This is a genomic window from Moorena producens PAL-8-15-08-1, from assembly GCF_001767235.1.
In the GTDB taxonomy this organism is placed as follows: Bacteria; Cyanobacteriota; Cyanobacteriia; order Cyanobacteriales; family Coleofasciculaceae; genus Moorena; species Moorena producens_A.
The window spans coordinates 3,075,251-3,101,255 of sequence record NZ_CP017599.1 but is presented as its reverse complement, the minus strand read 5'-3'; the positions used below and the strand labels follow the sequence as shown (position 1 = coordinate 3,101,255).

At 43.4% G+C, this 26,005-nt stretch carries 24 protein-coding genes; 9 read left to right on the top strand and 15 right to left on the bottom strand.

Annotated features, from left to right (window positions below):
* Window positions 1–11: 11 nt before the first annotated feature.
* Window positions 12–1,787, bottom strand: coding sequence for a DUF262 domain-containing protein (locus tag BJP34_RS11685; RefSeq protein ID WP_070392500.1), 1,776 nt, complete (start codon window positions 1,785–1,787; stop codon window positions 12–14).
* Window positions 1,788–2,043: 256 nt separating this feature from the next.
* On the opposite strand from BJP34_RS11685, the gene BJP34_RS11680 reads away from it, so the two are divergent.
* Complete coding sequence (locus BJP34_RS11680) at window positions 2,044–2,646, top strand: Uma2 family endonuclease (RefSeq protein WP_070392499.1); 603 nt, start codon at window positions 2,044–2,046, stop codon at window positions 2,644–2,646.
* 668 nt (window positions 2,647–3,314) lie between these two features.
* Here the strand turns inward: BJP34_RS11680 and rpiA are convergent.
* Window positions 3,315–4,025: a ribose-5-phosphate isomerase RpiA gene (gene rpiA, locus BJP34_RS11675; RefSeq protein ID WP_070392498.1), complete on the bottom strand. Its 711-nt coding sequence runs from the start codon at window positions 4,023–4,025 to the stop codon at window positions 3,315–3,317.
* Between the two features lie 338 nt (window positions 4,026–4,363).
* Complete coding sequence (locus BJP34_RS11670) at window positions 4,364–4,843, bottom strand: RNA recognition motif domain-containing protein (protein ID WP_070392497.1); 480 nt, start codon at window positions 4,841–4,843, stop codon at window positions 4,364–4,366.
* Window positions 4,844–5,227: 384 nt separating this feature from the next.
* Here BJP34_RS11670 and BJP34_RS11665 point away from each other — a divergent pair, with 384 nt between their 5' ends.
* Window positions 5,228–6,589, top strand: a complete 1,362-nt coding sequence (locus BJP34_RS11665) for a DUF2157 domain-containing protein (protein ID WP_070392496.1) — start codon at window positions 5,228–5,230, stop codon at window positions 6,587–6,589.
* Between the two features lie 24 nt (window positions 6,590–6,613).
* On the top strand, window positions 6,614–7,282 hold the full coding sequence (locus BJP34_RS11660; protein ID WP_070392495.1) for a GDYXXLXY domain-containing protein: 669 nt from the start codon (window positions 6,614–6,616) through the stop codon (window positions 7,280–7,282).
* Window positions 7,283–7,527: 245 nt separating this feature from the next.
* Here the strand turns inward: BJP34_RS11660 and sppA are convergent, their stop codons facing one another.
* The 5 genes from sppA to BJP34_RS42985 form a co-directional block, all read right to left on the bottom strand.
* Window positions 7,528–9,345, bottom strand: coding sequence for a signal peptide peptidase SppA (gene sppA / locus BJP34_RS11655; RefSeq protein ID WP_070392494.1), 1,818 nt, complete (start codon window positions 9,343–9,345; stop codon window positions 7,528–7,530).
* 181 nt (window positions 9,346–9,526) lie between these two features.
* A complete protein-coding gene (gene fni / locus BJP34_RS11650) occupies window positions 9,527–10,555 on the bottom strand; it encodes a type 2 isopentenyl-diphosphate Delta-isomerase (RefSeq protein WP_070392493.1) in 1,029 nt (342 codons plus the stop codon).
* Window positions 10,556–10,590: 35 nt separating this feature from the next.
* Window positions 10,591–11,136, bottom strand: a complete 546-nt coding sequence (gene pyrR / locus BJP34_RS11645) for a bifunctional pyr operon transcriptional regulator/uracil phosphoribosyltransferase PyrR (RefSeq protein ID WP_070392492.1) — start codon at window positions 11,134–11,136, stop codon at window positions 10,591–10,593.
* 102 nt (window positions 11,137–11,238) lie between these two features.
* Window positions 11,239–12,561 (bottom strand): peptidoglycan-binding domain-containing protein, encoded by a 1,323-nt coding sequence (locus BJP34_RS11640; RefSeq protein ID WP_070392491.1) that lies wholly within the window; start codon window positions 12,559–12,561, stop codon window positions 11,239–11,241.
* Window positions 12,562–12,978: 417 nt separating this feature from the next.
* Window positions 12,979–13,125 (bottom strand): hypothetical protein, encoded by a 147-nt coding sequence (locus BJP34_RS42985; protein WP_158517142.1) that lies wholly within the window; start codon window positions 13,123–13,125, stop codon window positions 12,979–12,981.
* A gap of 918 nt (window positions 13,126–14,043) precedes the next feature.
* Here BJP34_RS42985 and BJP34_RS39405 point away from each other — a divergent pair.
* Both BJP34_RS39405 and BJP34_RS11630 read left to right on the top strand, forming a co-directional pair.
* Window positions 14,044–14,274 (top strand): hypothetical protein, encoded by a 231-nt coding sequence (locus BJP34_RS39405; protein WP_149030925.1) that lies wholly within the window; start codon window positions 14,044–14,046, stop codon window positions 14,272–14,274.
* Window positions 14,275–14,347: 73 nt separating this feature from the next.
* Complete coding sequence (locus BJP34_RS11630; protein ID WP_070396621.1) at window positions 14,348–15,091, top strand: DUF2927 domain-containing protein; 744 nt, start codon at window positions 14,348–14,350, stop codon at window positions 15,089–15,091.
* 77 nt (window positions 15,092–15,168) lie between these two features.
* On the opposite strand, the gene BJP34_RS11625 is transcribed toward BJP34_RS11630, so the two are convergent.
* The 4 genes from BJP34_RS11625 to BJP34_RS11610 form a co-directional block, all read right to left on the bottom strand.
* A complete protein-coding gene (locus BJP34_RS11625) occupies window positions 15,169–16,008 on the bottom strand; it encodes a hypothetical protein (protein ID WP_070392489.1) in 840 nt (279 codons plus the stop codon).
* A gap of 257 nt (window positions 16,009–16,265) precedes the next feature.
* Window positions 16,266–17,303, bottom strand: coding sequence for an adenosylcobinamide-phosphate synthase CbiB (cbiB, locus tag BJP34_RS11620; RefSeq protein ID WP_070392488.1), 1,038 nt, complete (start codon window positions 17,301–17,303; stop codon window positions 16,266–16,268).
* Window positions 17,303–17,584, bottom strand: coding sequence for a GFA family protein (locus BJP34_RS11615; RefSeq protein WP_324611049.1), 282 nt, complete (start codon window positions 17,582–17,584; stop codon window positions 17,303–17,305). The genes cbiB and BJP34_RS11615 overlap by 1 nt, the downstream gene beginning before the upstream one ends.
* Window positions 17,585–17,708: 124 nt before the next feature.
* On the bottom strand, window positions 17,709–18,152 hold the full coding sequence (locus BJP34_RS11610; RefSeq protein WP_070392486.1) for an Rrf2 family transcriptional regulator: 444 nt from the start codon (window positions 18,150–18,152) through the stop codon (window positions 17,709–17,711).
* Window positions 18,153–18,798: 646 nt separating this feature from the next.
* On the opposite strand from BJP34_RS11610, the gene BJP34_RS11605 reads away from it, so the two are divergent.
* Window positions 18,799–19,212, top strand: coding sequence for an AbrB family transcriptional regulator (locus tag BJP34_RS11605; protein WP_070392485.1), 414 nt, complete (start codon window positions 18,799–18,801; stop codon window positions 19,210–19,212).
* A 473-nt stretch (window positions 19,213–19,685) separates the two neighbouring features.
* Here BJP34_RS11605 and BJP34_RS11600 read toward each other — a convergent pair whose 3' ends face one another.
* The gene (locus BJP34_RS11600) at window positions 19,686–21,029 is read right to left on the bottom strand and encodes an ArnT family glycosyltransferase (RefSeq protein ID WP_070392484.1); all 1,344 of its coding nucleotides are present in this window, start codon (window positions 21,027–21,029) and stop codon (window positions 19,686–19,688) included.
* A gap of 1,032 nt (window positions 21,030–22,061) precedes the next feature.
* Here BJP34_RS11600 and BJP34_RS11595 point away from each other — a divergent pair.
* Window positions 22,062–23,987: a cation:proton antiporter gene (locus BJP34_RS11595; protein ID WP_070392483.1), complete on the top strand. Its 1,926-nt coding sequence runs from the start codon at window positions 22,062–22,064 to the stop codon at window positions 23,985–23,987.
* On the opposite strand, the gene BJP34_RS48695 is transcribed toward BJP34_RS11595, so the two are convergent.
* Window positions 23,984–24,118 (bottom strand): hypothetical protein, encoded by a 135-nt coding sequence (locus BJP34_RS48695; protein ID WP_267876539.1) that lies wholly within the window; start codon window positions 24,116–24,118, stop codon window positions 23,984–23,986. The genes BJP34_RS11595 and BJP34_RS48695 overlap by 4 nt on opposite strands.
* A gap of 601 nt (window positions 24,119–24,719) precedes the next feature.
* Between BJP34_RS48695 and BJP34_RS47295 the strand changes: the two genes are divergently transcribed.
* A complete protein-coding gene (locus BJP34_RS47295; protein ID WP_070392482.1) occupies window positions 24,720–24,932 on the top strand; it encodes a hypothetical protein in 213 nt (70 codons plus the stop codon).
* 229 nt (window positions 24,933–25,161) lie between these two features.
* Here the strand turns inward: BJP34_RS47295 and BJP34_RS42980 are convergent, their stop codons facing one another.
* Window positions 25,162–25,311 carry a hypothetical protein gene (locus tag BJP34_RS42980; RefSeq protein ID WP_158517141.1) on the bottom strand — a complete coding sequence of 50 codons (150 nt, stop codon included), beginning with the start codon at window positions 25,309–25,311 and terminating at the stop codon, window positions 25,162–25,164.
* A gap of 299 nt (window positions 25,312–25,610) precedes the next feature.
* Here BJP34_RS42980 and BJP34_RS11585 point away from each other — a divergent pair, with 299 nt between their 5' ends.
* Window positions 25,611–26,000 carry a peptidoglycan-binding domain-containing protein gene (locus tag BJP34_RS11585; protein WP_070392479.1) on the top strand — a complete coding sequence of 130 codons (390 nt, stop codon included), beginning with the start codon at window positions 25,611–25,613 and terminating at the stop codon, window positions 25,998–26,000.
* Window positions 26,001–26,005 lie beyond the last annotated feature (5 nt).

Sequence of the window (26,005 nt, the reverse complement as noted above, 5' to 3'; positions counted from 1 at the left end):
CTATCTAAGTCTTAAAAGCGGTTCCCCAACATAACAATCTGTTTGGCATTGCTTGCTAGTTCAGTGGCATCACCATTACGCCAGTATAGTTCTTCTCCAACATATGACAGTTCCTTCTGGGGCAAAATCTTAATAAGGATAAGACGTAAGCCATCCCATGAAGGGAAACCCAGATGTGATAGCACTGAGTCCCTAAGTGATGGAGATAAATCAGAATTTTTGATTGCATTTGTCCATATTGAAAAGTAGTCTTCTTCTGATATACGTAGGAATTTAGCTTCTCGATTTACACCAGGGACAAACCACTTTCCAATCTGTCTACACTCTATATTATCCAGCTCTTTAATTCGATCCGCATCGGTCTTTTTATCAGTCACTCCAATAATTATTTTTCCAGTTTTGTCTAGACCATTGTTCGCGATTGCACAGATTGTTTTGATCACATTTTCAATAAGCTTTTCATCAATATATCGATGATTTTCAAGTGAAAGAAGTCCCGGTTTTAGTTCATGGTTAGGTAGCTCGCTTTCTGCTCTATTCAAGATAGATTCAATATCAATTATTGAAGGAGTATTATAAATCTTTTTTTTATTTTCTTTTTCAGTAAAAAAATCTCTAATTAATACTTTAACTTGGTCTACATTATTACGGCGATCCTCAGCTTTAGCCTTGCGGTTTATGCCTATTTTTTTAGCCAGGTTATAAATTGCTTTTCTGATACCTGAATAATCAGTTATATCTTTGCTTTCTTTAACAATTAATTCATGAAATGCAATCATAATAATAGCAAAAAAAGATGGAAAAGCATTACTTGCTTTCTTTCCAAAAACAATATCTCTTAGCTTTTCAGATTTTCCTTTATTGCAAATCGTAATAATTTCATTAACACAGTATTGAAATTCCTTGGTAAATCGTTTAATGTCATATACTTTAAGAGCATCCAAAATTCTTTCTGATTCATTGCTTCCTTGTTCATAAATTTTATCAAGAGCTTCCTTTGAGCGGTCAATCATTTTTCCACCTACAATGCAGGCAGCTATATCCGCGATACATTGTTCATCCATGCTATCTCGCAAATCAGTTGACCTCAGAATACCTTGTTTGACCCAAAATACATCATCAGCCTGAACAGTATAATTCTGTTTTGTCTTTGGTAAATCAATACTGATAGATGGCATCTGTTGCAGAGTCAAAATATTAGTGTCAGTTTGATCTCCTCGAAGGATGGACGCAATTTCTCTGACCATATTAGAAAAATCATTTTGTACACCAGCCTGACGCCTTTCTTGATCACTTAAACGATGCCCATATGTATTAATTCTGTCAAAAACATCATTGACTTCAGTTTCTGTGGCATTACGCATTAGTGAAAATGCGAGATTATAGTCTAATATCGCGGTAACTTCTTTCTGAGAAAGATATGACTTTGCTTTGGGGTTCGGTACGAATGCTCCTTCATCTGCTCGACTCTTCGCTGTTGGAAAATACTGAAGATCGAAATACTTTTTATATTCAGTACAAAAAGCAGTTTCAATGAAGGAAATAATACTGTGCAGTCTTTGCAAGCCATCTATAATCTCATAAGTTTCAGGAGGATTATCTAACTCTGCAATTAAAATTGCTGGAATGGGATATTTTTTAATAATTGACTCGATGAGTTTTTGCTTTTCTTTCAAAGTCCAAACCAACTTTCTCTGATACCGACGGTTTACATAAAGCTTGTTTTCGCTGTACCATGATGTGTAGACATATTGGATTGATTTAGCTTGGGGCTCCAATTCAGCCATTTTATTTATAGTTCTCCATAACAGTTGATATCCTATATTATCTAGAGTGCCCTCTTAGGCAGGGTAAATACCATCAAATGGGGATCTACCCAAACTAGTAGCGTGTATCTCCTAAAAGCTATTTGACTCGGTGGTGCGTTACGGGACGGACTGTTGCAACTGGCGAAGAGGCTGAAAATTAGGGATAGCCCGTCCCTAACACACCCTACTCAACTTCCGCTCCCTCGTTATATCTCAATTGCCAGGATTAACGCTTATGTCAAGTCAACTAGACCCCCTACTCAAGCTAATAGTCCCACCATCGTTAGACCTCAAAGTCAGTTACCAACAATTTGAACAATTAGCCACTGCTAACCGAGACCTGAGATTAGAAAGAACTGCCCAAGGAAAATTGATTGTGAATCCACCAACAGGATGGGAAACTGGTAAAAGAAATCTTAGTATTACCAGGCAATTGGGCAATTGGTATGAGGAAAACCCGGAAAAAGGAGAAGCATTTGACTCATCTACCGGATTTGAACTTCCCAATGGCTCCAATCGTTCCCCTGATAGCTCTTGGGTGTCACGTGACCGCTGGGATGCACTCACCGAGGAACAAAAACAAACGTTCCCTAAAGTATGTCCTGATTTCGTGATTGAGTTGCGATCAAAGTCTGACAGTCTGAAGGAGCTACAGGCAAAAATGCAAGAGTATATGGACAATGGCTTGCGCTTGGGGTGGCTAATTGACCCTCAGAATCGACAGGTTGAAATCTATCGCTCAGGACAAAAAACTGAGGTTATAGATAATCCCAAGGAGTTATCTGGAGAAGCAGTGCTTCCCGGTTTTAAACTTAAATTAAAAGGTATTGTAAACTGATTCCCAGGGTAAACCCATCTTACGTTTAACAGCAACTAGAAGATGCTGATAAATTCGTTATTCTCCTGCTCCAACTTAAGGACAATTCAGCTATCAGCTAATGCGCTACGCGCACGTTATGCGAACAGCTTTTGAATCAAAGAGGTAAGCATTAGTTTAATGTTGAGTTAAATCCCAGCGTCAAAGCCTGTGGCACAGGCGAACGATGTTTTTTTGAAGCTGTTCGCGTAGCGTGAGCTAAAAGCTCACCGCTGTTCGCGTAGCGTGGCCAAAGGCCTTCCGCTGACCGCTGACCGCTGACCGCTGACCGCTAACAGCTTACGAATTCTTGATAAATTCTTGATTTTCCGGGATTAGCCTTTGTAGCAGGTTAGGCTAGTAAAGAAGCAGTTAGGAGAGTTTACGATTATGGAATCCCATGATTTTTTGATGTTAATTCTGTTACTAAGTCCTGGTATGTTGCTTTCAGCAGTGATCATGCTCACTTTTGCTGCTGGTGGCTAAGCTCGACAAAGTCTAATCAACTTCTATTTAGCGGAAAAATTAATCAAGCCGTGGGAGATACAGTTAATTGCCTTGGCTTGGGAGAAATACCTTAGTATTTCTATTAATAGTATTTCTATCAAGCAAGAATCCCACGGCACCTTCAAGCTCTAGTGCTAGAGCTGTTAAATTTCCCGGATCACGGTCTGACCATCCTTAACTTCTCCAACTAGAACCAGATCGGTAACCCCAACAAATAAACCATTCTCCAGAACACCAGGAATATTATTGATAGTTTTCTCTAGATCAGCTGGGTTATCAATGGCGTCAAATTTAACATCAACGACCATATTTCCCTGATCTGTAATCACTGGTCCAGCTTTTTTGACCCCCATGCGCAGTTCCGGTTTACCCCCTAGCTTTTCAATGGCATTCATAACTGGTGTGATTGCCATCGGGATAACTTCTACAGGTAATAGGAAGGTAGACCCCAAGCTGTCAACTATTTTAGTGCTATCGACTACTACGATAAATTGTTTGGCCAGGGAATCTACAATTTTCTCACGGGTGTGGGCAGCGCCACCCCCCTTAATCAAATTTTTCTGGGGATCGACTTCGTCAGCACCATCAATCGCTACATCTATGTGATCCACCGCATCAAGGGTAGTCAAAGGAATACCGTACTGTTTCGCCAAGACTTCTGCCTGGAAAGAGGTGGGGATCCCTACAATATCCTTAATCTCTCCAGAGTTTAAGCGATCGCCTAAAAACTGAATTGCATAGGCAGTTGTTGAACCAGTGCCTAGCCCCACAATCATTCCCGACTGCACCCGCTTGGCAGCTGCTTTGCCAACTTCCTGTTTCATTAGCTTAATGGGGTCAATTTCTGCACTCATAACAACGTTAGTGATTAGTGGTTAGTGGTCAGTGGTTAAAACTTAAGTTTTAGTTCACAATTGATAATTGTAAATCGATTGGGTAACAGACGATGCAAAATTACTTGACCTCCCTTTTAAATCACCATAAACCTATAGGGATTTGGCACTGATCATGACCCAAAAAAAAGAAAAGACTCTCTGTCTGGCAGAATGAGTCAGATATATCGAACTATTAAAGCAGTAATATCAGCAGACTGGTCAAACCCAGGCGCTTGGTAATTAGATCTTTTATTCAAAAATAATAATAAGCCCACGCCTCCCTGACGGGTATGGCGTAGGGCTAATCTCACTCAAAATTAAGAGTTAGTAGTTTGAGCCGATAACATTTCTTTCAGCTTTGCCAATTCATTAGCCCAACGGGGATCGGGTTGAATTCCAGCGGGGTCAGATGTAGTCTGTTGATGCTTACGCTTAGACTTATTCTTGTTGTTGTTACGGCGAGGGGGAGGATTGTTGCTGCTAGATGAAGTTGAGTCCTGATTGGGTTTTTCTTTCTCCTTAGATGGTTCTTTCTCTACATTCTTGGATCGTGGCAGGGCTTTTTCAATTTTCAAGGCAGTATCCTTGAACATAAGACCATTGAACTTTTCAATGAATTGATCAGCCTCCTCATCCGTTGCCACCGTGACGAAGCCGAAGCCCCGACATTTACCAGTTTTACGATCTTTAATCACTTTTGTGCTAAAGTTGTCACCGGCTTCAGCAAAAATAGCTTGCAGCTCATCACGGTTTACTTCTTCTTTAGGTAAGTTACCTATGTACAGGCGAATGGACATTTAGAGATACCTCCGGGCTATAACAAAAAAAAAGGAAAAAATTGTTGACACCAGTCACTAGGGTGGATAAGGAGAAATTTGAGGGACGAACACTTACCACGTCTAGACAATCTTCTGACGTACCTTACCAACCTCAACTGAACAGACGGATGCAGTAAAATCAAAACTCCTATATACCACATGTTCGGAGCTACTACTACCCACACGTTGACCTCTGGTTTACCATTAGCTCCGATTCTAGTTAACAGTTTTTTACTTACTCTGATCTAATTATTACAGAATGTTTACACCATATCATGGAGATAATCAAACATTCAGTCGGTTAGTGATTATAACATTGTATATTCCCAAATGAAAGTCTTAAGCTCAAAAAAATAGGTTGTGATGCCTTCCGATAAATTTCGTCACCAGTTACGTCAAGAAGCACAACAATGGCAAACAGAAGGGTTGATTGATGCTGGCCTATACGCTCAATTAGCGGAACGCTATCAATTTAGTGACCTGGAAGTAGCGGCCCGTAATCGATTCGTCGTAATTTTGCTAGTTCTAGGCAGTCTTCTCTTAGGCTTGGGCATGATCACCTTTGTGGCAGCCAACTGGCAAGCCTGGTCTCGGTGGTTGAAAGTGACCTTGCTTCTGAGTGTCTTCTTCGGGATCAACATTGCTGGCTTCTATCTATGGCGAGACCCAACCCAAGGTAGGCATTGCCGTTTGGGACAGGGTTTATTACTTTTAGGAGCCCTGACTTTAGGAGCCAATATAGCACTGATGTCCCAAATGTTCCACCAAAGTGGACCACTCTATCAGTTATACCTGATTTGGGGATTAGGAGTCTTAGCCATGGCTTATAGCCTACGCTTGACCCTATTAGGGATGCTGGCAATGGTCTTGATTGGGTTAGGGTATGTGCGAGGAATGTCCCAGCCAGAATTTTTGGCAATCACAGAGTTGTCTTGGCTAAGGCTAATCATACAACATATGCCAGTGTTTGCGGGTTTACTGTTTATTCCCTTGGCTTACTGGTGTCGTTCACGATGGATGTTTCGCTTAAGTGCGATCGCAGTAGTTGCTGCCCTGGAATGGAACTTGATCAACTTCGAGCTATGGCCTTATCCCGGTTGGATTGCTGCGATCGCATGCGCTCTACCACCAGCCTTGTTATGGTCATACGGGGGTTTCCTGGGAAGAATTCAGCCCAACCTCCAGGAATTTAATAGCACAGCCCGCACCCTTGGGATCACCTTCCTCAGCCTATCATTTTATTTTTTGTCTTTCCACGTGTTATGGGATAGTTCCCCATCAGTCAAACCGCTAGTTGACGTCACCTCAATACTCCTGGAACCTGCCGTGATTGATAGTGTCATTTTAGGTAGCTTAACGATCTGGGCATGGAGCAGACTGTTACGTCGAATGGACTCAATCACTAAGGGTGTGGCTATTATGATTGTGATCAGCGCCCTAGTTCCCTATTGGCATCTCAGTATTGGTATTCTACCGATCATAGCGGTATTCATCTTCAATCTGCTTTTATTCCTAATCGACATCGGTTTAATCCGCGCCGGACTAGCAGAGGGGAAACGAGGTTTATTCTGGGGTGGCATGGTGCTACTGACGCTGCAAATTTTGACCCGGATGCTGGAGTACGATACTGCTTTGTTAGTCAAATCCATAGTCTTATTCCTCTGTGGGCTAGGTATTATTGGTGCTGGACTATGGTTTGAGCGCTATTTGAAGTCTGAATTATGATTTATGATTTATGACTTATGACCTATGAGCATTAATTCTGAGTATTCCCGTCCTATACCAAGCTGGCGATTCTGGGTACCTCTTTTATTTCAAACCGCACTAATTATTACTGTTCCCACCCATGCAATTTACACTACACTGACTGGAAAAACTGTCATCCTTCAGACAGCGCCAGTAGACCCTTATGAACTTTTGCGAGGCTATTCCCAAACTCTAAGATACGATATCTCTAATCAGGACAACTTACGCAATCTTCCTGGGTGGCAAAAATTGCCCAAGGAACAACCTAATGGCAACAAGGTAACGTTTATCAAGCCTGGTACCCGTTTTTACGTAATTTTAGAAGCACCAGACTCATCCAACTCAACTAAACTACCAATAGCCTGGAAACCAGTAGGCTTAAGTGCCAAATTCCCTTCCCGACTACCAGCTAATCAGATTCCCCTCAAAGGTGTTGCTAACTATGGCTCGATTGAGTATGGATTGGAAACTTACTATATGCCAGAAGACCAACGGGAACAAATTAATGAAGAATTAAATAGTGCTAGGCAAGAGAACTCTAACCTACCGATATCACCACCACCAATTGTGATGGAAATTAAGGTGGATGCTCAAGGGAATTCTTTACCAATCGGAATCTGGGCACTGGTAAGTAAGGATTCTCAACAGAAGATTCGTAAATATCGGTTTTAAAAGGGAATCGGGAATCGGGAATCGGGAATCGGGAATCGGGAATCGGGAATCGGGAATCGGGAACGGGGTAAATAGTGTAATTTACATTTAACGGTACCCTTAACCGAAAGCCAAAGGCGAACAACCTTTTTGAATTAAGAATGTAGAATTAAGAATGTAGAATTACAAAGTCTACCTTCTTAATTCTTAATTCTGCATTTGGACAGACAACTTTGGCCTTGCGGCCACGCGTGCGCGTTCAACCCTTAATCAAACCGCCAGTTAAACGGCAAAATAGAATAAATCCCCTTCGGGTCATTCAAGGTTGTTAAAATTGCCAAATCATCTTTTAGCTTCAGCAATTCTGTAGTGAGTGGCTCAGGTAATTGTCGGCTTGTGACCCTAACATCATTAGTCAGCGTTTCCAGAATCCTTTCCTCGAAACTAGGATTTTTTGGATACTCTTCTACTTTCCAATCATCCTTTAACTTAGCTTGCTTAGCGGCATACTCAATAGCATGATTAATACCCCCAATCTCATCAACTAAACCGATCTGCTTGGCGTCTATACCTGACCAAACCCGTCCCTGAGCAATGTCTTTAACCTTGCCCTTAGGCAATTTACGTGACTCTGCTACTTTGTCAATGAACTGGTCATAAATCTGATTAACCATGGTTTGGTAGATTGCCAACTCTTGGTCTGTTTTGGGACGGACAGTACTTTGAATATCGGCTAAAGAAGCTGTTTGTACAATGTCCCAGGTCAGACCATTGTTGTTAGCTAATTCTTGGATATTAAAAAGTACACCAAAGACACCAATAGAACCAGTGATAGTATTTGGCTCAGCAAAAATTCGGTCGCTATAGGTAGAAATCCAGTAGCCACCAGAAGCTGCTACATTGCCCATAGACACAATCACTGGCTTTTCCTCACGGATAAGCCGCACTTCCCGTTGAATAATCTCAGAGGCTGTAGCACTGCCACCAGGACTATTAACCCTGAGCACTACTGCTTTAATATCTTTATCCAGCCGTAGCTCGCGCAGCTGTTTAGCAAAGCGTTTACCCCCCACTTGCTCAAGGTTTCCCTGACCGTCAACAATGCTACCCTCGGCATAAACTACGGCAATTTTATGCTTAGACTTGCGATTTTTAGAGTAAGGACTTTTCGCTCTAGCGTAAGTAGCCAGCTTAATTTTCCGGAACGATTTATCCTTTTCCTTTTCTCCAGTAAGCTCCTTGAGAGTAGTAATCACCTCATCGAAGTATCCAACTTGATCCACCAAACCTTGACGTTTGGCCTCTGATGCGATCAACATCCCTTGACTATTAGCGATCGCTTGCAAGGTCTTGGGAGTAATCTCACGACTTTTCCCCACTGTTGTCAAAAATTCATCCCAAATATCATCTAACAATTCTCGAGTCTGTTCCCGACTTTCAGAACTCAGCTGTTTGAGCAAGAACGGTTCAACTGCGGACTTGTACTTGCCAACTCGAACTACCTGAACACCAATACCATACTTCTGGAGAGCTCCGGTCAGAAAAAGTTGGGAAGAGTTCAAGCCATTGATTTCTATAACTCCCATCGGGTTAAGAATTATCGTATCCGCAACCGAGCTAAGATAGTATTCCCGTTCTCCCAAATCTACGTCATAGGCAATAATTTTTTTCCCAGCAGCTCGGAAACGCTCCAGAGCCTCCCTTACCTCCTTGAGATTTGCCAAGCCAGTGTTGCCAACAGTTTTAGATGCGGATCCATCCAGGTAGAGGGCAACAATGCGTTTATCCTTAGTTGCCTTATCCAGAGTATCAAGCACCTTGCGCAAAGGGATGATATTGGTTTGTTGACCCGATAACACCTCTTCAATCACTTCACTAGTGCTTGAGGTAGGATTGGTATCGCTGATATTGACGGATAAATCAAACACCAGCACTGATTTATCTTGAACCTGTGGCCCTGTATCTTTGGATGCTACTGCAATCAGTAGAAACAGGAATCCACTAGTAGCTAAACTAAAAAATAGAATTAAACCGGCAAGACTTCCTACTAGGCTGGCAAAGGTTTGTTGAAGAAATTGACGCATTTGGTAAAGGATTCAGGATTCAGGATTCAGGATTCAGCATAAAGGATTCAGGATTCAGGATTCAGCATAAAGGATTCAGGATTCAGGATTCAGGATTAAGGGCGATTCCCTATTCTCTATTCCCGATTCCCGATTCCCGATTCCCGATTCCCGATTCCCTACTCCCGATTCCCTATTACCACTATGCTAACTTTTTCAAAGTGTTGGATTGCTTGAGATCAGACAACGTAGCATTACCGGTGCAGAATAGAGCGGTAGTGATTTCTGCCATCAACAGTTGCACTAAGGCATCAACGGCATCTACTGACTCAGCTGCTGCTTGCAGGAATGGTAATGCTAGACCAGAAATATCGGCTCCTAATGCGATCGCTTTTGCCACATCCAAACCATTGCGCAATCCCCCAGATGCAATTAAGGGAATGTCGGGGGCAATGGCTCGAATACTGGTAATGCACTCAGCGGTTGGTAAACCCCAGTCACCAAAGGTCTGTCCTAACCGACGCTGATGAGCGGTTAATCCTCGCTCACTTTCTACCTTTGCCCAAGACGTGCCCCCGGCACCAGCAACATCAATAGCGGTAACACCAGCCTCCAGCAACCTCTGGGCCATAGCGGCTGAGATGCCATTACCCACTTCTTTAGCAATCACTGGTACCGTTAACTTACTGCATAAACCATTAATTTTGTCAAGTAACCCCTTGAAATTAGTATCCCCGTTAGCTTGAATGCACTCCTGCAAGGGATTGATGTGCAAAATCAGCGCATCTGCTGTTAACAGGTCAACCACCTTTTGGCATTCTTCTAGTCCATAACTGTAGTTCAGCTGAACCGCACCGATGTTGGCAAATAGGATAATATCTGGAGCTTGGGAGCGCACCGCAAAGGTATGACCAACCTCGGGTTTTTCCACAGCTACTCGCTGAGAACCAACCCCCATGCCTAGTTTGTAATGTTGGGCAACCTCAGCCAGACGAAAATTAATCGTTTTTGCCTGTTCAGTACCACCAGTCATAGAAGAAATCAACAATGGTGCTCCCAAGGATTTCCCCAGAAATGTAGTAGATATGTCAATCTCACTGCGGTTTAGTTCTGGTAAGCAACAGTGAGTGAAGCGGTACCTTTCCAGTCCATTGGTATTGGCACGAAATTGAACATCTTCATCCAGACAAATCCTGATGTGGTCAGCCTTTCGCTGTTGGGTTTGGGTCATAATAATTTGGAAAATAAGAGCAATCTGATCACGATTCAGGCACTAATTACTTTAATTAATTCCACTCCATCCCGACCATCATTATCGTTTAGATAAACCTTTACCTGTTCTTCGGCGGATGTGGGGAGTAGCTTGCCGGTAAAATCTGGACTAATCGGCAGTTCCCGATGTCCTCGGTCTACTAGCACTAATAATTTAATCGTTTGGGGTCTACCATACTCAAGCACCGCGTTTAGAGCAGCACGAATGGTACGTCCTCTATAAATGACATCATCTACCAACACCACTATCTTACGATCAAGATCGAAGGGAATATCTGTTTTTGCCGGGGTACGGATACCAATTCGATCAAGATCATCCCGATAAAAGGTGATATCCAACGCTCCCACTGGCACACTGACCTGCTCTAGGGTTTCAATCTGACGTCCTAGCAACTCAGCTAAAGGAACACCTCTGGTATAGATACCCACCAGTGCTAGTTTGGACAAATCACTCACTTGTTCGATCACTTGAGATGCCAAACGATTGACTGTACGGCGCAGTTCTTCAGCTGATAGGATTTCAATGGTTTGAGTAGGCATCCTGGTTAATTAAAAATTTCAGCAGGATACCCCGCCCACAGTCCTATAGTTAGGCTGGGACAGGGCTGTCAAGGTTTTGAGATTATACCAGACGTTCAGCTATTACCGTGGAGCAAGAGATGAAAAGGTTCTAGCATCAGCAATTCCATTGGGAAATAAGCCTTTGTCCCGTTGATATTGCTTCAGGGCTGCCTCTGTCGCTGGTCCAAATACGCCATCTTTTAATCCTTTATAGTAGCCTAGGGAAATCAAGCGATTCTGAAGGCTATTCACTCTTGTGCCACTACTACCTCGTTTTAATGGAGTAATGATGGTAGCAGCAACGGCAATTCCAGAAGAATTGCCCCGTAGTGCTGATAAGGTACGAGAGTCAGCAATGCCATTTGCTGGCAGTTCCCGAGAAAGCTGATACTCTTTGACTGCGGTCTCAGTTAACTTACCATAGTATCCTGTTACTGGCCCTTTGTAGAATCCCAACTCTGTGAGGCGATTTTGAAGTTTTGTAACCGATTCGCCATTGCTGCCTGGTCGCAACTCAGTCACGTTGGTAAGAATATCCTTATCTTTATCCTTATCATTAGGATTTTTGGCTAAGTCTGACAAAGTCCGAGAGTCAGCAATACCAGTCACTGGTAGTCCCCTCAAGCGCTGAAATTTTATGACCCCTGCTTCAGTTAAACGACCGTAGAATCCCGTTACTGGACCGTTGTAGACTTTCAACTCCCTCATGCGCTGTTGCAGTTTGGTCACAGCAGTTCCTCTATTACCTCGCCGTAACTGAGTGGCGCTGTTGATCGAACCACCATTGATTACGAATAAGGTGTTTTGTCCAGCAACGCCATCCGCCCGTAATCCCTTGGCTCGCTGAAATTTAATTACCGCTGCTTGGGTCATGCGCCCGTAATAGCCAGTGATCGGACCATTAAAAAATCCTAAGGTTGTCAACTTCTTTTGCAGATCGCTGACTACCGTTCCTCTACTACCGCGTTTGAGCTGTGTGTTTGTTGGTAGACGAATATCAGTACCAGCAGTTTTATATAACGCTGCTAGGGTTTTTGGTCCAGCCACACCATCTATTGGTAGTCCCTTCTTTTGCTGAAAGATAGCAACATAAGACTGGGTTAACATGTCATAGTTGCCAGTAATCCGACCTTTATAAAAGCCAGCCGCTGCCAACTCTCTCTGAAGAGAAGTCACCTGTGCTCCACGGCTGCCTTTTTGAAGCACTTTAGCACTGGCATTAGCAGCGGTACTGAGGATGGTTAGGGCAATTGCGATCGCACTAATCTTGATCCAAGCTGAACTAGGAATAGTGGGAGTGTTTAGCCCATCCAACCATCGAATTAAACCATTATCATCTTGCCACGAAAAATTATCCGCGTCTTCATAGGACTCGGCAAGATTAACGCAGACTAAGCTTTCCATCGCTTTCCTACCAAATTTTTTTGTATGATAGCCAGTTCTCTAGCAATATTTGTATTGTGTTCTTGACACTACCATTTTAATGGACATTACTCTTGTCCACGTCATCCCCAGTTACCTTCATAGGTCATAACTGCTCACCGGAGCATCTCTTCACCGGATCACCCCTTTACCCGATCACTCCTTCACCAATTCCCAGGTAATATCTTTGATCCCAACCATGAGCAATCTTTGAGGAGCAATTTTTTAGCAATCTTTCCGGATGTAGTCAATTTGATGCTGGATTTAAGAGTTATAACGGATGTGGTAAAGGTAAATCTCCTGGATAATTACCCTAAAAAGGTAAATCTCCTGGATATTGCCCCCAGCTTACTGCTGGGGGTTTTTATTGTAATCGCGTCGCACAGTGATGGGATCGCCTCAGAAGTGTTGAACAGGGAATAGGTAATAGGTAATCGGGAATCGGGAATCGGGAATCGGGAATCGGGAATCGGTAAGAAGTAGTTTTCGAGGCTTAAGAGTATCGTTAACTAGATTTTTGAGCCTGGTCTTGATGCAGTCGCTCACGCCTGCATCAAGACCGGAAGATAAAATCCAAGTTTTACAAAGCTTTTAGCCATTTATCCCTCACCATTATTTGTAAATACCCGAGCGCTTATTGCTATAGAGCAACCCAACTCTCTAGATTAATTCCAAAGGGGATGACCATGCCTAATTTTTGTTGGCCCATCCTCAATTCATATATTCTCAGTCTCTTGGTTTTTTTGAGCCCAACCATGAAATCTTTCCGGAGCTAGTCAATTTCCTGCTGGATTTAAGAGTTATAACGGATGTGATCAAAGTAAATCTCCTGGATAATTACCCTAAAAAGGTAAATCTCCTGGATATTACCCCCAGCTGACTGCTGGGGGTTTTTATTGTGTTCGGCGCTCTACAGTAATGGGATCGCGGATCATCACTGTGCCAAAACCCCCTCTGAGCAACCTGACGCTCTAGATTAATTCCAAAGGGGATGACCATGCCTAATTTTTGTTGGCCCATCCTCAATTCATATATTCTCAGTCTCTTCAGTTTTTTGAGCCCAACCATCACCAATCTTTCCGGATGTAGTCAATTTCAGCCTGGATTTAAGAGTTATAACGGATTTAGTAAAGATAAATCTCCTGGATATTGCCCCCAGCTGACTGCTGGGGGTTTTTATTGTGATCTGCGCTCTACATACAGTAATGGGATCGCGGATCATCACTGTACCAAAACCCCCTGTGAACAACCTCACTCTTAGGTGCGCTCTTACCATTAAGAATTTAATTCGTCACGGGTCGCACCTCTAGATTCATCAACTTTCGATACGGAGGACCATGGGGAATTTTTGTTTGCCCATCGTCAAGTCATATATTCTGAGTTTCTTCGGTTTAATGAGCCCAACCATGATCAATCTTTCCGGATGTAGTCAATTTACTGGCGGATTTAAGAGTTATAACGGATGTGATCAAAGTAAATCTCCTGGATAATTTTCCTCAGCTGACTGCTGGGGTTTTTTTTTGTAATCGGCGCTCCACAGTGATGCGATCGCGAATCATCACTGTGCCAAAAGGGTGCATCTCATTTTTGCCGTTTGGGTGGTGCGTTACGGGACGGATTGTCCTAACACTTGCTACCGATAAAATAAGGGCTCGCCCGTCTTATCACGCACCCTACGAACATTTACAAATGTGAGATGCACCCTGCCAAAACCCCCTCGCTTATCAACCTAACTCTATAGATTCATCTACTTTCTTTACGGATGACCATGCGTAATTTTTGTTTGCCAATCGTCAAGTCTGTTATTCTGAGTTTCTTAGGTTTTTTGATTCCATCTACTTATCAAACACCCACTTATGGGAATAATTATGAGCTAAGTAGCACACAACCCACTCTCCAATCAATTGAAAACAAAAACTATACTCAAGCTCAAATTGATTATTTTTTGGAAATTGCCTTAGGCTCGGAATACCGCTCCTCCAATCCTACTATCAAAAAATGGGACAGGAATGTGAGGATTAAGGTTATCGGCTTGCCAACCCATGAAGATTGGCAGACTTTGTCAACCGTCATTGATGAAATAAATAGCATTACCCAAGATGCAATTCAAATAAATTTTGATGATAATAATCCCAATTTAAAGATTTATTTTGTTCCCGAATACGAGTTTCGTCGCTATGAGCCTAACTATCGACCGGTCAATTTTGGGTTTGTTCGGACTTGGTGGAATAACCAAGTTATTTATAAGTCAAGAATTATGATTTCTACAACTAGTATTACCCAAAAGGCACGGTCTCACCTAATCCGAGAAGAGCTCACCCAATCTATAGGACTGATGAGGGATTCCTATAAATACAGAAATAGTGTATTTTTCCAAGGCTGGACTGATACGACCGAATATGCGGAGATTGATCAAGCTGTCATAGAAATGCTATATAGACCAGAAATTCGTCCCGGAATGACTAAAGCAGAAGTGATCAATGTTCTGAATAGCCTTAGGTTGGCGAGGTAATCATAGCAGTAGGGTGCGTTATTAACGCACCTTACAGATAGAGTTACTGGGTAAGTCCTGTCCTATAAAGATTCAGATTAAAAGAATTTAGAGGTGGTGTAAGGACCATAGACCCAATTGCCACTGTTCAGCTGTAGCCAATTGCCATTTCTAGCAACCACAGGTTTGAGTACAGATCCACTGGGAACACAGGTAACAGCCTGACCAGTACCAGGACCAGGGAGTGCTTTCAAACACCCACCATTGGGAGTCTTGACTTTGATTCCTGATTCCAAAATCGGACTACCTCCACCACCTTCACTACTTTGATCAAATAATTTAGAGGTAGTGTAAGGACCATAAACCCAATTGCCACTGCTCAGCTGCAGCCAATTCCCATTTTTAGCAACCACAGGTTTGAGTGCAGATCCACTGCGGACACAAGCAACAACCTGACCAGTGCCAGGACCAGTCAGTGCTTTCAAACACCCACTATTGGGAGTCTTGACTTTGATTCCTGATTCCAAAATCGGACTACCGCCACCCCCTTGATCACTGCCATTAAAGTATCGAGAGGTAGTGTAAGGACCATAAACCCAATTGCCACTGCTCAGCTGCAGCCAATTCCCATTTTTAGCAACCACAGGTTTGAGTACAGCTCCATTGCTAACACAGACAACAGCTGCGGAAGTATCGCTCGGACCTTTGCGTGCAGTCAAGCAACCACCACTTGTCTTGACTTTGATCCCTGTTTCTAAAGCCGCAAACACTGGAGCCGTTACACTCAGACTCGCTAACCAGACCGCACATCCTAGTAAACCGAGCCAAGCAGTGTTGGGAATTTTAAACCAGTTGAGGTTGAGTTCTCTTAGATCAGAATTAATCCCTACTGCTTCTTCATAGGATTCATAGGAATGAGTGTAAGCAAGTACTTCCACGTTTATCTCCTTTTTTAAGTTTTATTAAGTTTTGAGGCAATTATGATCAGAATTTGCCCTAAAGTTGAGTAAAAATAGATGGCTTTGCTGTCAGCTGGAAGACCCAAGGGTAATCGGTAATCGGTAATCGGTAAGTGACCCAACTATACTTGATGTCATTCTTTTGTTCAGCAATGCCAAATAAATTGCTGGAAAAAGGTTATAAGACAATTTACTCCCATAGAGGAAAATTTAAGCAAAAAAAAATAATTGCCTGATTAAACGATAACGTTGTGTAAAGCGTTCGCAAAGCGTGGCCAAAGGCCAATCGCATATTGCACTAGACAAAAAACCAACCCTATACCCAGCCAAATTAAAAAGCAATATCGTGTCAGCTCTAAGGCTTGGTCAATTTTGCCTGGTGTGATCTCGTAGGTAGGTGTCCCTAATAAGGGTTTTTGCTTGACAACACCACTGTAAACATTAGTACCTCCCAGCTGAACCTCCAAAATCGCAGCAAAAGCCGATTCACTCCAGCCAGAGTTAGGACTCGGATCAGCAATAGCATCACGGCGACACAGACGCCAGATCTGCTGGGGTTTTCCAGACATCAAGGCTAGGGTCAATACGGTTAATCGACAGGGGATCCAGGTTAGTAAATCTTCAAATTTAGCACTAAACCAACCTAAATTCGTGTAAGGTTCTCGGCGGTAACCGACCATCGAATCTAAAGTACTGGCAGCTTTATAAGCTAAGGCCAGAGGAACACTACCAACCCCAGGAATTAACGCTCCAACAATGGCATAGAACAGAGGGGCTGTGACCCCATCGGTAGTGTTTTCCGCCACCGTTTCTAGGACAGCTCGTAGGATTTCTGACTCACAAAGATTTTCTGTATCACGACCAACATATTGACTTAATCGAGAACGGGCTAGTTCTAATTCTCCGGCAGTTAAAGGCTGTAATACATCCATTGCTGCTGCTCGAAGAGAGCGACCAGCAAAACAACTGGCTAGCAATATCGTTCCTATGCCTATACCCAAAAATGGATTGAGCCAGATTCCTAGGAAGACAATAAACCATCCAGCTACTCCACTCCCAATAATTAGTCCAATACCCAACCCAATTCCTGCTAGGCGTCGTTGCCAAGGCTGCTGCCAGAAGTGAATTGCTAGCTGAGTGAACTGAGAGATTACCCAGCCCATAACCTGCACTGGATGGACCCAACCCCAAGGATCACCGATCAGATAATCTAGACTAGCCGCCAGCAGCAAAATGAGACCATTAGTATGGTTATTACCCAGGATTTGAACCACTACTTTCTAATTTTATCGACATTCTCTTCCCAGTTAGCCCCATCGAAAGGGACAATGGTAAATCGAGATAGAACATCACCGTCAAGACAACGTAGGTTGACAGAAATCCCATTGGGATGAGAGCGGGGTCGATAGAAAGGATGAATGCCACAGATTTGGCAGAATGTGTGCTTGGCCGTGTGAGTGTTGAAGGTATAACTAGTCAACACTTGATCTCCCTTAAGTAAGCTAAATTGCTCAGGGGAGACAATCAGGTGTAAGATGCCCTTTTTTTTACACATCGAACAATTGCAATCAATTGCCTGATGCTTGTTTACAATTACCTGGAAGCGGACAGCGCCACAATGACAGCCTCCCTCATAAGTAATCGGTTCGTTACTCTTTTTCATGAAAAGAAAAATTGATTCAAACAACGAAACTGGTTTCTTCTCCCATAGCCGCTTGCCAACTACGGGCATCATAATAAAGATCGGCAAGAGTTATAGTGTACAATGCTTCTTTAAGCTTTTGATGCAAACGATGCCAAAGTGTAAATGTAACCCAGTCTTCGGCTTGACCAGCGTCTGGGGTATGGTGGGGTAGTGGTTCGATGGTTTCACCCACTGCTTCTAGGATTTTGCCGAGGGAAATTTCTGTGGGTTCATGGGCTAATTGATAGCCTCCTTGAGCTCCACGAACTGACTTGACTAAGCCAGCACGACGCATCTCAATCAGTAGTTTTTCTAGATATGGAGCTGGTAGACCTTGCCGTTTAGCGATCGCTCTAACCGATGTCGGTCCATACCCTGGTCTTAGGCTCAGATCTAGTAGTGCCTTAACACTGTAGTGTCCACGAGTGGTGAGCTTCATAATAAAATAGCAATCCAATCGGAAAGTGGACGTGGGAGTTAACGGGACAATTTCTTTGAAAGACGCTTAGTCGGAAACGATTTTATGACCTGTTTAAAGATCACGCTCGTTTAATGCACTCAGCTATCAGCATCAAGAGCAGGGGGAACCAAGGAACCCTCTCATCCTGAAGACTATACTTTGAGCGGTATGCTTTTAGCTATCGGCTTCAAGGCAGAAGCTTATATCTTAGACTATCAATGGCTGATAGCTGATAGCCCGTTGCCTGAATGCAACAGCTCAAAGAAACTATAAAATAGTGTCACCCAATGGAGATAGCCATTGACTTGTGACAGGGATGGAAAGTACAAGTTGCTGGTGGGGAAATTGCCTACAAGAGTAGCCCATACTCTTTTAGGCAATTTTCCCGTGACCCTAGGCAATTTTCCTGTGACCCAGATGATCGGAGTTGTTCACGACCTATTCACAACCTATTGCTGTAGTTGAACGGTAGTTAAAAACTGACTATTAACGAACACAGTTGACACTATCGGTGTAAGATAGTCTCATATACTGATATTAAACTAAGATTTTGTTATCTTAGTTGACAGTCAGTCCAGTAGAAAGGCTGGATACCACTTAAGTCCTTAGTATTAGATTCAAGTTGATGGCTAAAAAGAAAAACATGGCTGCTCCGATCGTTCCTCTGCAGGGCCAAGCATTGGTGGAGAAAGTCAAAAACCTAGGTAACCTGAGCAAAGAAGAAAAAGCTAGAGCCTGTGGCTACTACACCGTGACAAAAAACGGAGTAGAGCGAGTCAATATGATGAAGTTCCTCAATGCCCTTATTGATGCGGAGGGGATTGAATTAGACAGCAAAGTCAATGGCAATGGTCGTGGCGGACGCAGTGCTAGCTATCGGATTAGTGTGCAGTCTAACGGCAATCTTCTGATTGGCTCGGCTTACACGAAACAAATGGGTTTAGAACCAGGGGACCAGTTTGAAATCACCCTGGGACGCAAGCACATTCACCTTAAACAACTTGATGAAACAGACGAAGAAGCACTTGAGGCATCCTGAGCCGAATAGACAAGGCTTAGAACGCCTTAACCGGTAAATGTGCTTTCGCTCAAAATGTCAGCATTCCGCCGTCAGTTATCAGCATTAGCGCTACTTGAAACGCTCTGCAAGTAGCCATTGATGATGCCGTCAAGAGAACCAATCCACGAGGCTTTAAACAGTAAGCGTGGTTTGAAAAGGAGCCCATAAGCTTACTCTCTTGATAAACCCAGGCTCCCAAAACATTAGCTGTTTGCAAAGCCGGAAAGTAGCGCGTCAGCTGACTGCTGATAGCTCCATGCCAACTTGATCACTGTCTGTTAAGAAAGCGGTGTATCAATTTCCATCCCCATTTATGGAAACTTCCCAATAAGGCTTTTAATCACTCAATTGGGATATTGTATGAATAACATCCAGTCAGGGGCATCATCAATTCTTCTGGCTGGCTTCAATTTCCATTACTCAAGCAGACCAGTATTAAGCAATAAGTTGAACTAGATCAGCAATTGCCAAATCTCAGGGTCAGAAGACATCAAAATCAGTAGTGAAATATAGGTTCCCCAGAATAAAATTACCATAAATTGTCTATCCTGTCGGGCAACCAGCATCCCTGCTATAACCATGGTTAAAGGGACACAAGCGAAGAACAGCCAGGAGCTGAGGTCAAAAGCTTTCCTAATCCCGAAGTGAAGCATCACAGTAATGGTAGCGACACCTAGCAGACTTAAACCAATACTCCAAAAACGGGGATAAGATTTGCCAGAAGGCCAATGCCAAATGTCTGTGAGTTGGGCTCCACCAGCAAGGGCTAATGCTGGGTAAACTGGTAACACATACCCAGGCAATTTAGTGGCAAGAAGGGAAATGGCGATCAAGTAACCGCCAGCCCATACCAGTACCAATTTAGCCCAGCCCCAATGGCGATTCTTCCAAGCCTGCTGTAACCAGTAGGAAAAGAACAGTAACCAAGGTGCGGAAAATTTTAACATTTCCCCCAGGTAATACCAAGGCAGGCGATTTTGCCCATCCACTGCTGTCCAGATCGGGCGTAGGGACTCGTAGAGAATGGCTTTAGTTGTAGTAACAGCTCTTTGATCCTGTACCAGTAATGGCACAGTGTACCAAGCAAGAGCAGGACTATAGCCTAAAAGCAATCCTAACCACCAATAAGTAGACGTGAGGAGTCTGGGCGTATCCCATGCTAGAAACAACAGAGCGATCGCTGTGATCAACAATGCCACCAGGATCCCCTTAGTGAGGAAAATCAACCCTAATCCGATCCCCGCTGGCAGTGACCAGCGTGAGTCCCGACGCGATCGCAACACACACCACATCATCAACACCACAAAGCACAGATTAGCTCCATCCAGGATTGCCATACGCCCATAATGGGCTATTGGTAAGAACGTTAGGTAAATCAAGCTAGAGAAAATAGCCTTCTGACGGCAGGGGAAGATTTCTGTAGCAAGACCATAGACTAGCAGTACCGACAGAACACTGAGGATGGCACTAGGTAAGCGCGTAGTCCACTCGTTGACACCACCAAACTGATAAGCCACCGCAATCAGCCAGGCTAGTAGGGGGGGGTGTTCAATTACGGTTTCACCTTCGAGAGTTGGGTAAAGCCACTGCCCAAATTCCCCCTTTGCTGAAAGTAGTTGAGTAGCAAGATGACTTATGCTTTGCTCTACCTCTTCCAACGAGCCACTGCCCAAATTAATGCTAAACAACAATAGTGCTGCTAGGAGTAACCCTAACAGCGACAATCTCTCAATCCAGCGTTGAGTTCTACGTATGCGGTTTCCCGAGCCACCCCAAGTAAACGTTTTATGATCCATAAATTTACCTTTACCTTTACCTTTACCAATAATTCATAATTAAAGCTAGAAGTTTAACAAAAAACCATTAAGCAAGCTAATTTTACTGTTCCCCACCAGACCACGAGCCATCATCGAATTTTTCGGTTCTACTTGGGGGATTATCCCAATCCTGCTAGCCATCCTATCTAATCTACTAACCCCGTTGTCTGGTGTTCTTCACCACAGCAGTACACTTTTTCCCTTTAACCTTTCAATTATGTCCGAAAACTAATCGTCTCTAACTAATCGTCTCGCGCGAGGGTGAACAGGCAATTCTGTTGAAGCTGTTTACCGTCAGTGATGGCATGTCCGTTGTGGAACTGACGGTGCTAAACTATCCAGCATGAATTAAAACTTAATTTTTTTTTAAATTACCAATCAACTTAGAAAAACCTTTGACCTATGAGTAGTGTGAGCTATGGCTGGAATTAATGATTAGATTGCTGACCAATGGCAAAGTCTGACAATTATACACAAGATAAACACAATATAAACAAAACTAATTAGACAAAGAGGAGGATGAGCTGCTAACAGACACTCTCAAACCTCCCCATGACTATTTACACTCGCTCAATGTTATCTCCGGGAGGAAGTGTTGGTCAGCAATCGTTTAAGTAAGGCACAACAGCAAACAGCTTTGCTTACACTCTTGAGTAATTCAAACTTGAGTTTTTTTCAAGACCTGTTGCCAAAGTTAAAAAATCTTCTCCAGAATCCTTACCTGTTCACTGTTCCGAAGTTCCAAAGTTGCCTACTTCTGTAATAAGTCCTATGAAAGTGATACACTACCAGGACACAAAGGGCATGCTTAAGATAGGCTATAGACGGTTTTATTACTGTGACCTATAGCTGAGTCATTGACCATCGACTGCTACGAGCAATGTTCTAGAACTTACCTCAAGTTCAGATTCACTGCTAACCGATCACTTGTTGACCAAGCCAGGCCATGGAGTTGAACACAGAATAATGAGGAATTTCTACCTAAGTTGATCACTTGCGAAACTTACGCATATGGAAAGCTCATTTGAACTAACCCTACAGATGGTTATCGCCATCTTCGCTGGGATCAGTGCCCAGGTAATGGGTGAGTATTTAAAAATTCCCAGCATTGTCTTTTTGCTGATGTTTGGCACTCTACTCGGACCAGATGGCTTCGGTCTTTTGCACCCACAGAAGCTAGGGGTTGGTCTAGAGGTAATTGTTGCCCTCTCAGTGGCAGTTATTCTGTTTGAAGGAGGGCTTAACCTAGATCTGCGGGATCTGGGCAAAGTGTCTGGTAGTCTGAGAAATCTAGTTACCATAGGAACACTGATTACCCTGTTAGGAGGTGGTATGGCGGCTCACTGGCTAGGGGAGTTTCCTTGGCCGATTGCTTTTCTCTATGCCTCTCTAGTGGTGGTCACCGGACCAACGGTGATTAGCCCTCTGCTAAAACAGGTGAAAGTGGATCGACGTGTAGAAACCCTCCTAGAAGGGGAAGGGGTTCTCATTGATCCAGTCGGGGCAATTTTGGCAGTGGTTGTCCTGGATACAATTTTAAATAGTGATGCTGGTGCAAATGCAGCATTTGTCGGTCTAGGTCTTCGTTTGAGCATCGGTGCTGTTATTGGGGGCTTAGGGGGCTGGTTAATGGGGTTTCTTCTCAAGCAAGCACGCTTCATCTCAGAAGAACTCAAAAACTTAGTCGTACTGGCTGGCATGTGGGGTTTGTTTGGCTTGGCTCAGATGGTTCGCTCTGAATCCGGTTTGATGGCAACGGTAGTGGCTGGAGTAGTGATGGGAGCCTCTGACCTGCCTGAAGAGCGCTTGTTGCGACGCTTCAAGGGACAATTAACTGTCCTTGGGGTTTCCATGTTATTCGTACTCCTCTCCGCTGACCTCTCAATCGCCAGTGTGTTTGCCCTAGGCTGGGGCAGTATCTTTACCGTCTTGGTGTTGATGTTGGTGGTGCGCCCCATCAGTGTGGTGGTTTGTACTTGGAATAGTGATCTCAATTGGCGGCAAAAATTATTTGTGTCCTGGATTGGTCCTAAGGGAATTGTCAGTGCTTCTGTGGCTTCCTTGTTTGCCATTCTCCTAACGGAACGGGGGTTTAATGGTGGTGACTCGATTAAAGCCTTGGTATTCCTCACCATTATGTTGACGGTAGTTTTACAAGGTTTGACCGCTCGTTGGGTCGCCAAATGGCTAAAACTTAACCCAGAGGAGGAGGCAACTGGTGCTGTAATTATCGGTTGTAATTCGATGAGCCGTCTGATTGCTCGTTTGTTTCAAGAACGAGGAGAGTCTGTTGTCCTTATTGATACAGACCCAGAAGCCTGCCAAAAAGCACGGGACGAAAATCTGCGAGTTTTCCAGAGCAGTGGTTTGGATGTGGATGTTCTAGAAGAAGCTGGCATCGAATCGGTGGGAACGTTCCTAGCAATGACCAAGAATGGCGAAATTAACTTGGTATTGGCTCAACGAGCAGCAGAGGAGTTTAATCCACCGCGAGTCTTAGCTGTGTTTCCTCGTGACCCCCAAGTCAATAGCAACAACAATAAAACCAAGGTTAATCAGGCCTTCATGGCACAACTACCGATCAAAACTTGGATCCAGTACATTAATGATGGCCAAATCAAGTTGGGCAAAACCACTCTCAAGGAAGCTGGATTTGGTTTTCAGCGAGCTCATCTAAATGCCTTAATTCGCTCTGGAGAACTGGTACCTTTGCTAGTGGAGAGGGAAAAGAGTTTTCAAGTGGCGAGTGGCAATGAAGATTGGCAACCAGGGGATAATATTATTTACTTGCTCCATGACCCTAGACCAAAACTTCTGAAGCGTTTATCCGGTGGGACTTCTTCGTCTCGTCTGGCCCTCGAGAAGCTACCCAAAGTGGAGGAATTGCCAATTGCTACAGGGGCATCGAATACAACAGTAGATGAAAGTGTGAATTAGCTGTATAGCAAAGGGAACAGCGGATCATCGGAACAGGGACTAGGCAATATGGCATCAAAAATTATCACAATTCCTACACGGATACCTGTTGCACCTAGAAACCAAATAATGCTATTAGATGATAATGGCATTATTTGGTTGATAATCCAATAAAATTCACAAAATCTATCGGGTTAAATCTTTTGCAAGTTAATTTATAACTTGCTTTTTTTTTGCCATCAAAGAGATTAATTTTACTAGAAATGGGGACGGGTTTAGTCCTAATATAGCGCTACGCGCAAGTCCGCAAGTAAGAAGTAAGAAGTCAGAAGTAAGCTAGACTCACGTTTCGGAGTTTAGGAGCGATGCAGAGGTGCCTCCCCATGACCGCGCTGCATCAAGACAATGTCAAACATCTGAATGCGTAGTGCTATAGAACCTAGTTGAGATCTTTTTAAGCAGTAGCTAATCTTTTCAACATCAGTCGAACAAAACACAAACCTTACTTGGTATTAGCATGCTCAATAGTAGATGTAGGGTGGGCAGTGCTTAGCAAAACAATGGTCAGCGTTTGAATTGGTATTAGGCACTGCCCACCTGACCAGTAATCTTCTTAAAAATCTATACAAGTAAAAACTTTTGCCGATTCCCGATTCCCGATTTCTTAATAAAAAAAAATTTTCTAAACCCCTTGACAATATATTTATTTATTTATAAATTAATATTGTCCACAAAATCAATCCATAATTTCAGATGAGTAACAATTTTCCTCCTTCCGACAACCAAAGACCTAAACCCAAGAAAGCCAAGCTCCTTTTGATCGGTTCTCCTGAAAAGGTTCGCAATACAATTAATGCCATTTATTCCCTTAAGTATGCGGATCCGGACGAGTGGAGCACTCCGGAGCCGACGGGAAAACCTGGTGAGGTTATGACCTTTTTGATTCGATATTTTTACGTAGATTAAGATAGGATTTTGCCAGGGTTGCCCCCTGGCAAATCAGGACTGGTGAAGGATGTTTTGTGAAGGAGGATGAAGCAGCATGAAGCAAAATGAGTTGGAATGTTATTGCTTTCCAGCAGTTGCTGACTAACTCGGAAATCATGCCGTAGTTGATCTGAAATTATCGATAGTTGAGTGCAGCTCAGCTGTATTTGTGGAAGGTTAAAGTACAGAATTCGGTCAAGGATTGGGGTTAACCCAAACTTGACCGATTTTTTTTTAGGGAGATAGGGAGTCGGGAGTCGGGAATCGGGAGTCGGGAGTCGGGAGTCGGGAGTCGGGAGTGTGGGGAGATAGGGGATATTTTTATTAAGTGCGTTCGTGTAGCGTGACCTACGGTCAATTGGGAAGCGCTAGCTTTTTGGGCTAATTGCCTATCTTGTATGGTGCGTTAAAAAAGTGTAGCGCACCTGTTTAACGATCAGTAATGCGATCGCGTAGTGGCTCAGAGCATTGCTTTCTCAACCAACATACTGAAACGGGTACACGTTAGGTGGCAAAAGGGTTTTGGGCTTTGAAATGGGTGTGAATGGCGTGAGTCGAGATCAAAAAATTGGTGCTAACTCGAAAAATTCCAAAATAGGGCTTTGAGATCGTCTTAAAGGTGTAGAGACAAAAGACAGAAAATAAAAACTTTGTCCAATGTCGAAACCTGAAAAGGTATTCCATCGTAAACCTCAAATCATTAATAAAAAGAAATCCCTCATGGTAACTAACACTATCAAGTCTAACTCTGTACTAGCTAATGGTTCTCAAGTAACTAGTCAGGCTAACGCTGCTTACGTCACCCACCTACCAGTTTTGAAAAAGGGAACAGCCGGTGAAGCTGTCCGCTTTCTCCAGCAGTTCTTAAATTGCTACACGGGCTATTATTTGGTTCTTGACGGACAGTTTGGCTCCCAAACAGAAGGGGCAGTCAGGGATTTCCAAAGCTACTATAACTCCCTCTACAAATCTAATCCTGACTACTTGATTGTTGATGGAATTGTCGCTAAAGAAACCTATCGTGCCATCGGTAATATGTTTTGCTAAAGAGC

Coding starts and splice junctions, on each gene's coding strand:
- BJP34_RS11605 (WP_070392485.1), top strand. CDS start 18,799: ATGGCTAAAAAGAAAAACATGGCTGCTCCGATCGTTCCTCTGCAGGGC.
- pyrR (WP_070392492.1), bottom strand. CDS start 11,136: ATGCCTACTCAAACCATTGAAATCCTATCAGCTGAAGAACTGCGCCGT.
- fni (WP_070392493.1), bottom strand. CDS start 10,555: ATGACCCAAACCCAACAGCGAAAGGCTGACCACATCAGGATTTGTCTG.
- sppA (WP_070392494.1), bottom strand. CDS start 9,345: ATGCGTCAATTTCTTCAACAAACCTTTGCCAGCCTAGTAGGAAGTCTT.
- BJP34_RS11685 (WP_070392500.1), bottom strand. CDS start 1,787: ATGGCTGAATTGGAGCCCCAAGCTAAATCAATCCAATATGTCTACACA.
- BJP34_RS11600 (WP_070392484.1), bottom strand. CDS start 21,029: ATGGATCATAAAACGTTTACTTGGGGTGGCTCGGGAAACCGCATACGT.
- BJP34_RS11670 (WP_070392497.1), bottom strand. CDS start 4,843: ATGTCCATTCGCCTGTACATAGGTAACTTACCTAAAGAAGAAGTAAAC.
- BJP34_RS47295 (WP_070392482.1), top strand. CDS start 24,720: ATGAGTAACAATTTTCCTCCTTCCGACAACCAAAGACCTAAACCCAAG.
- rpiA (WP_070392498.1), bottom strand. CDS start 4,025: ATGAGTGCAGAAATTGACCCCATTAAGCTAATGAAACAGGAAGTTGGC.
- BJP34_RS11595 (WP_070392483.1), top strand. CDS start 22,062: ATGGAAAGCTCATTTGAACTAACCCTACAGATGGTTATCGCCATCTTC.
- BJP34_RS48695 (WP_267876539.1), bottom strand. CDS start 24,118: ATGCCATTATCATCTAATAGCATTATTTGGTTTCTAGGTGCAACAGGT.
- BJP34_RS11615 (WP_324611049.1), bottom strand. CDS start 17,584: ATGTGTAAAAAAAAGGGCATCTTACACCTGATTGTCTCCCCTGAGCAA.
- BJP34_RS11680 (WP_070392499.1), top strand. CDS start 2,044: ATGTCAAGTCAACTAGACCCCCTACTCAAGCTAATAGTCCCACCATCG.
- BJP34_RS11640 (WP_070392491.1), bottom strand. CDS start 12,561: ATGGAAAGCTTAGTCTGCGTTAATCTTGCCGAGTCCTATGAAGACGCG.
- BJP34_RS11610 (WP_070392486.1), bottom strand. CDS start 18,152: ATGAAGCTCACCACTCGTGGACACTACAGTGTTAAGGCACTACTAGAT.
- BJP34_RS11665 (WP_070392496.1), top strand. CDS start 5,228: ATGCCTTCCGATAAATTTCGTCACCAGTTACGTCAAGAAGCACAACAA.
- BJP34_RS11630 (WP_070396621.1), top strand. CDS start 14,348: ATGCGTAATTTTTGTTTGCCAATCGTCAAGTCTGTTATTCTGAGTTTC.
- BJP34_RS11585 (WP_070392479.1), top strand. CDS start 25,611: ATGTCGAAACCTGAAAAGGTATTCCATCGTAAACCTCAAATCATTAAT.
- BJP34_RS11660 (WP_070392495.1), top strand. CDS start 6,614: ATGAGCATTAATTCTGAGTATTCCCGTCCTATACCAAGCTGGCGATTC.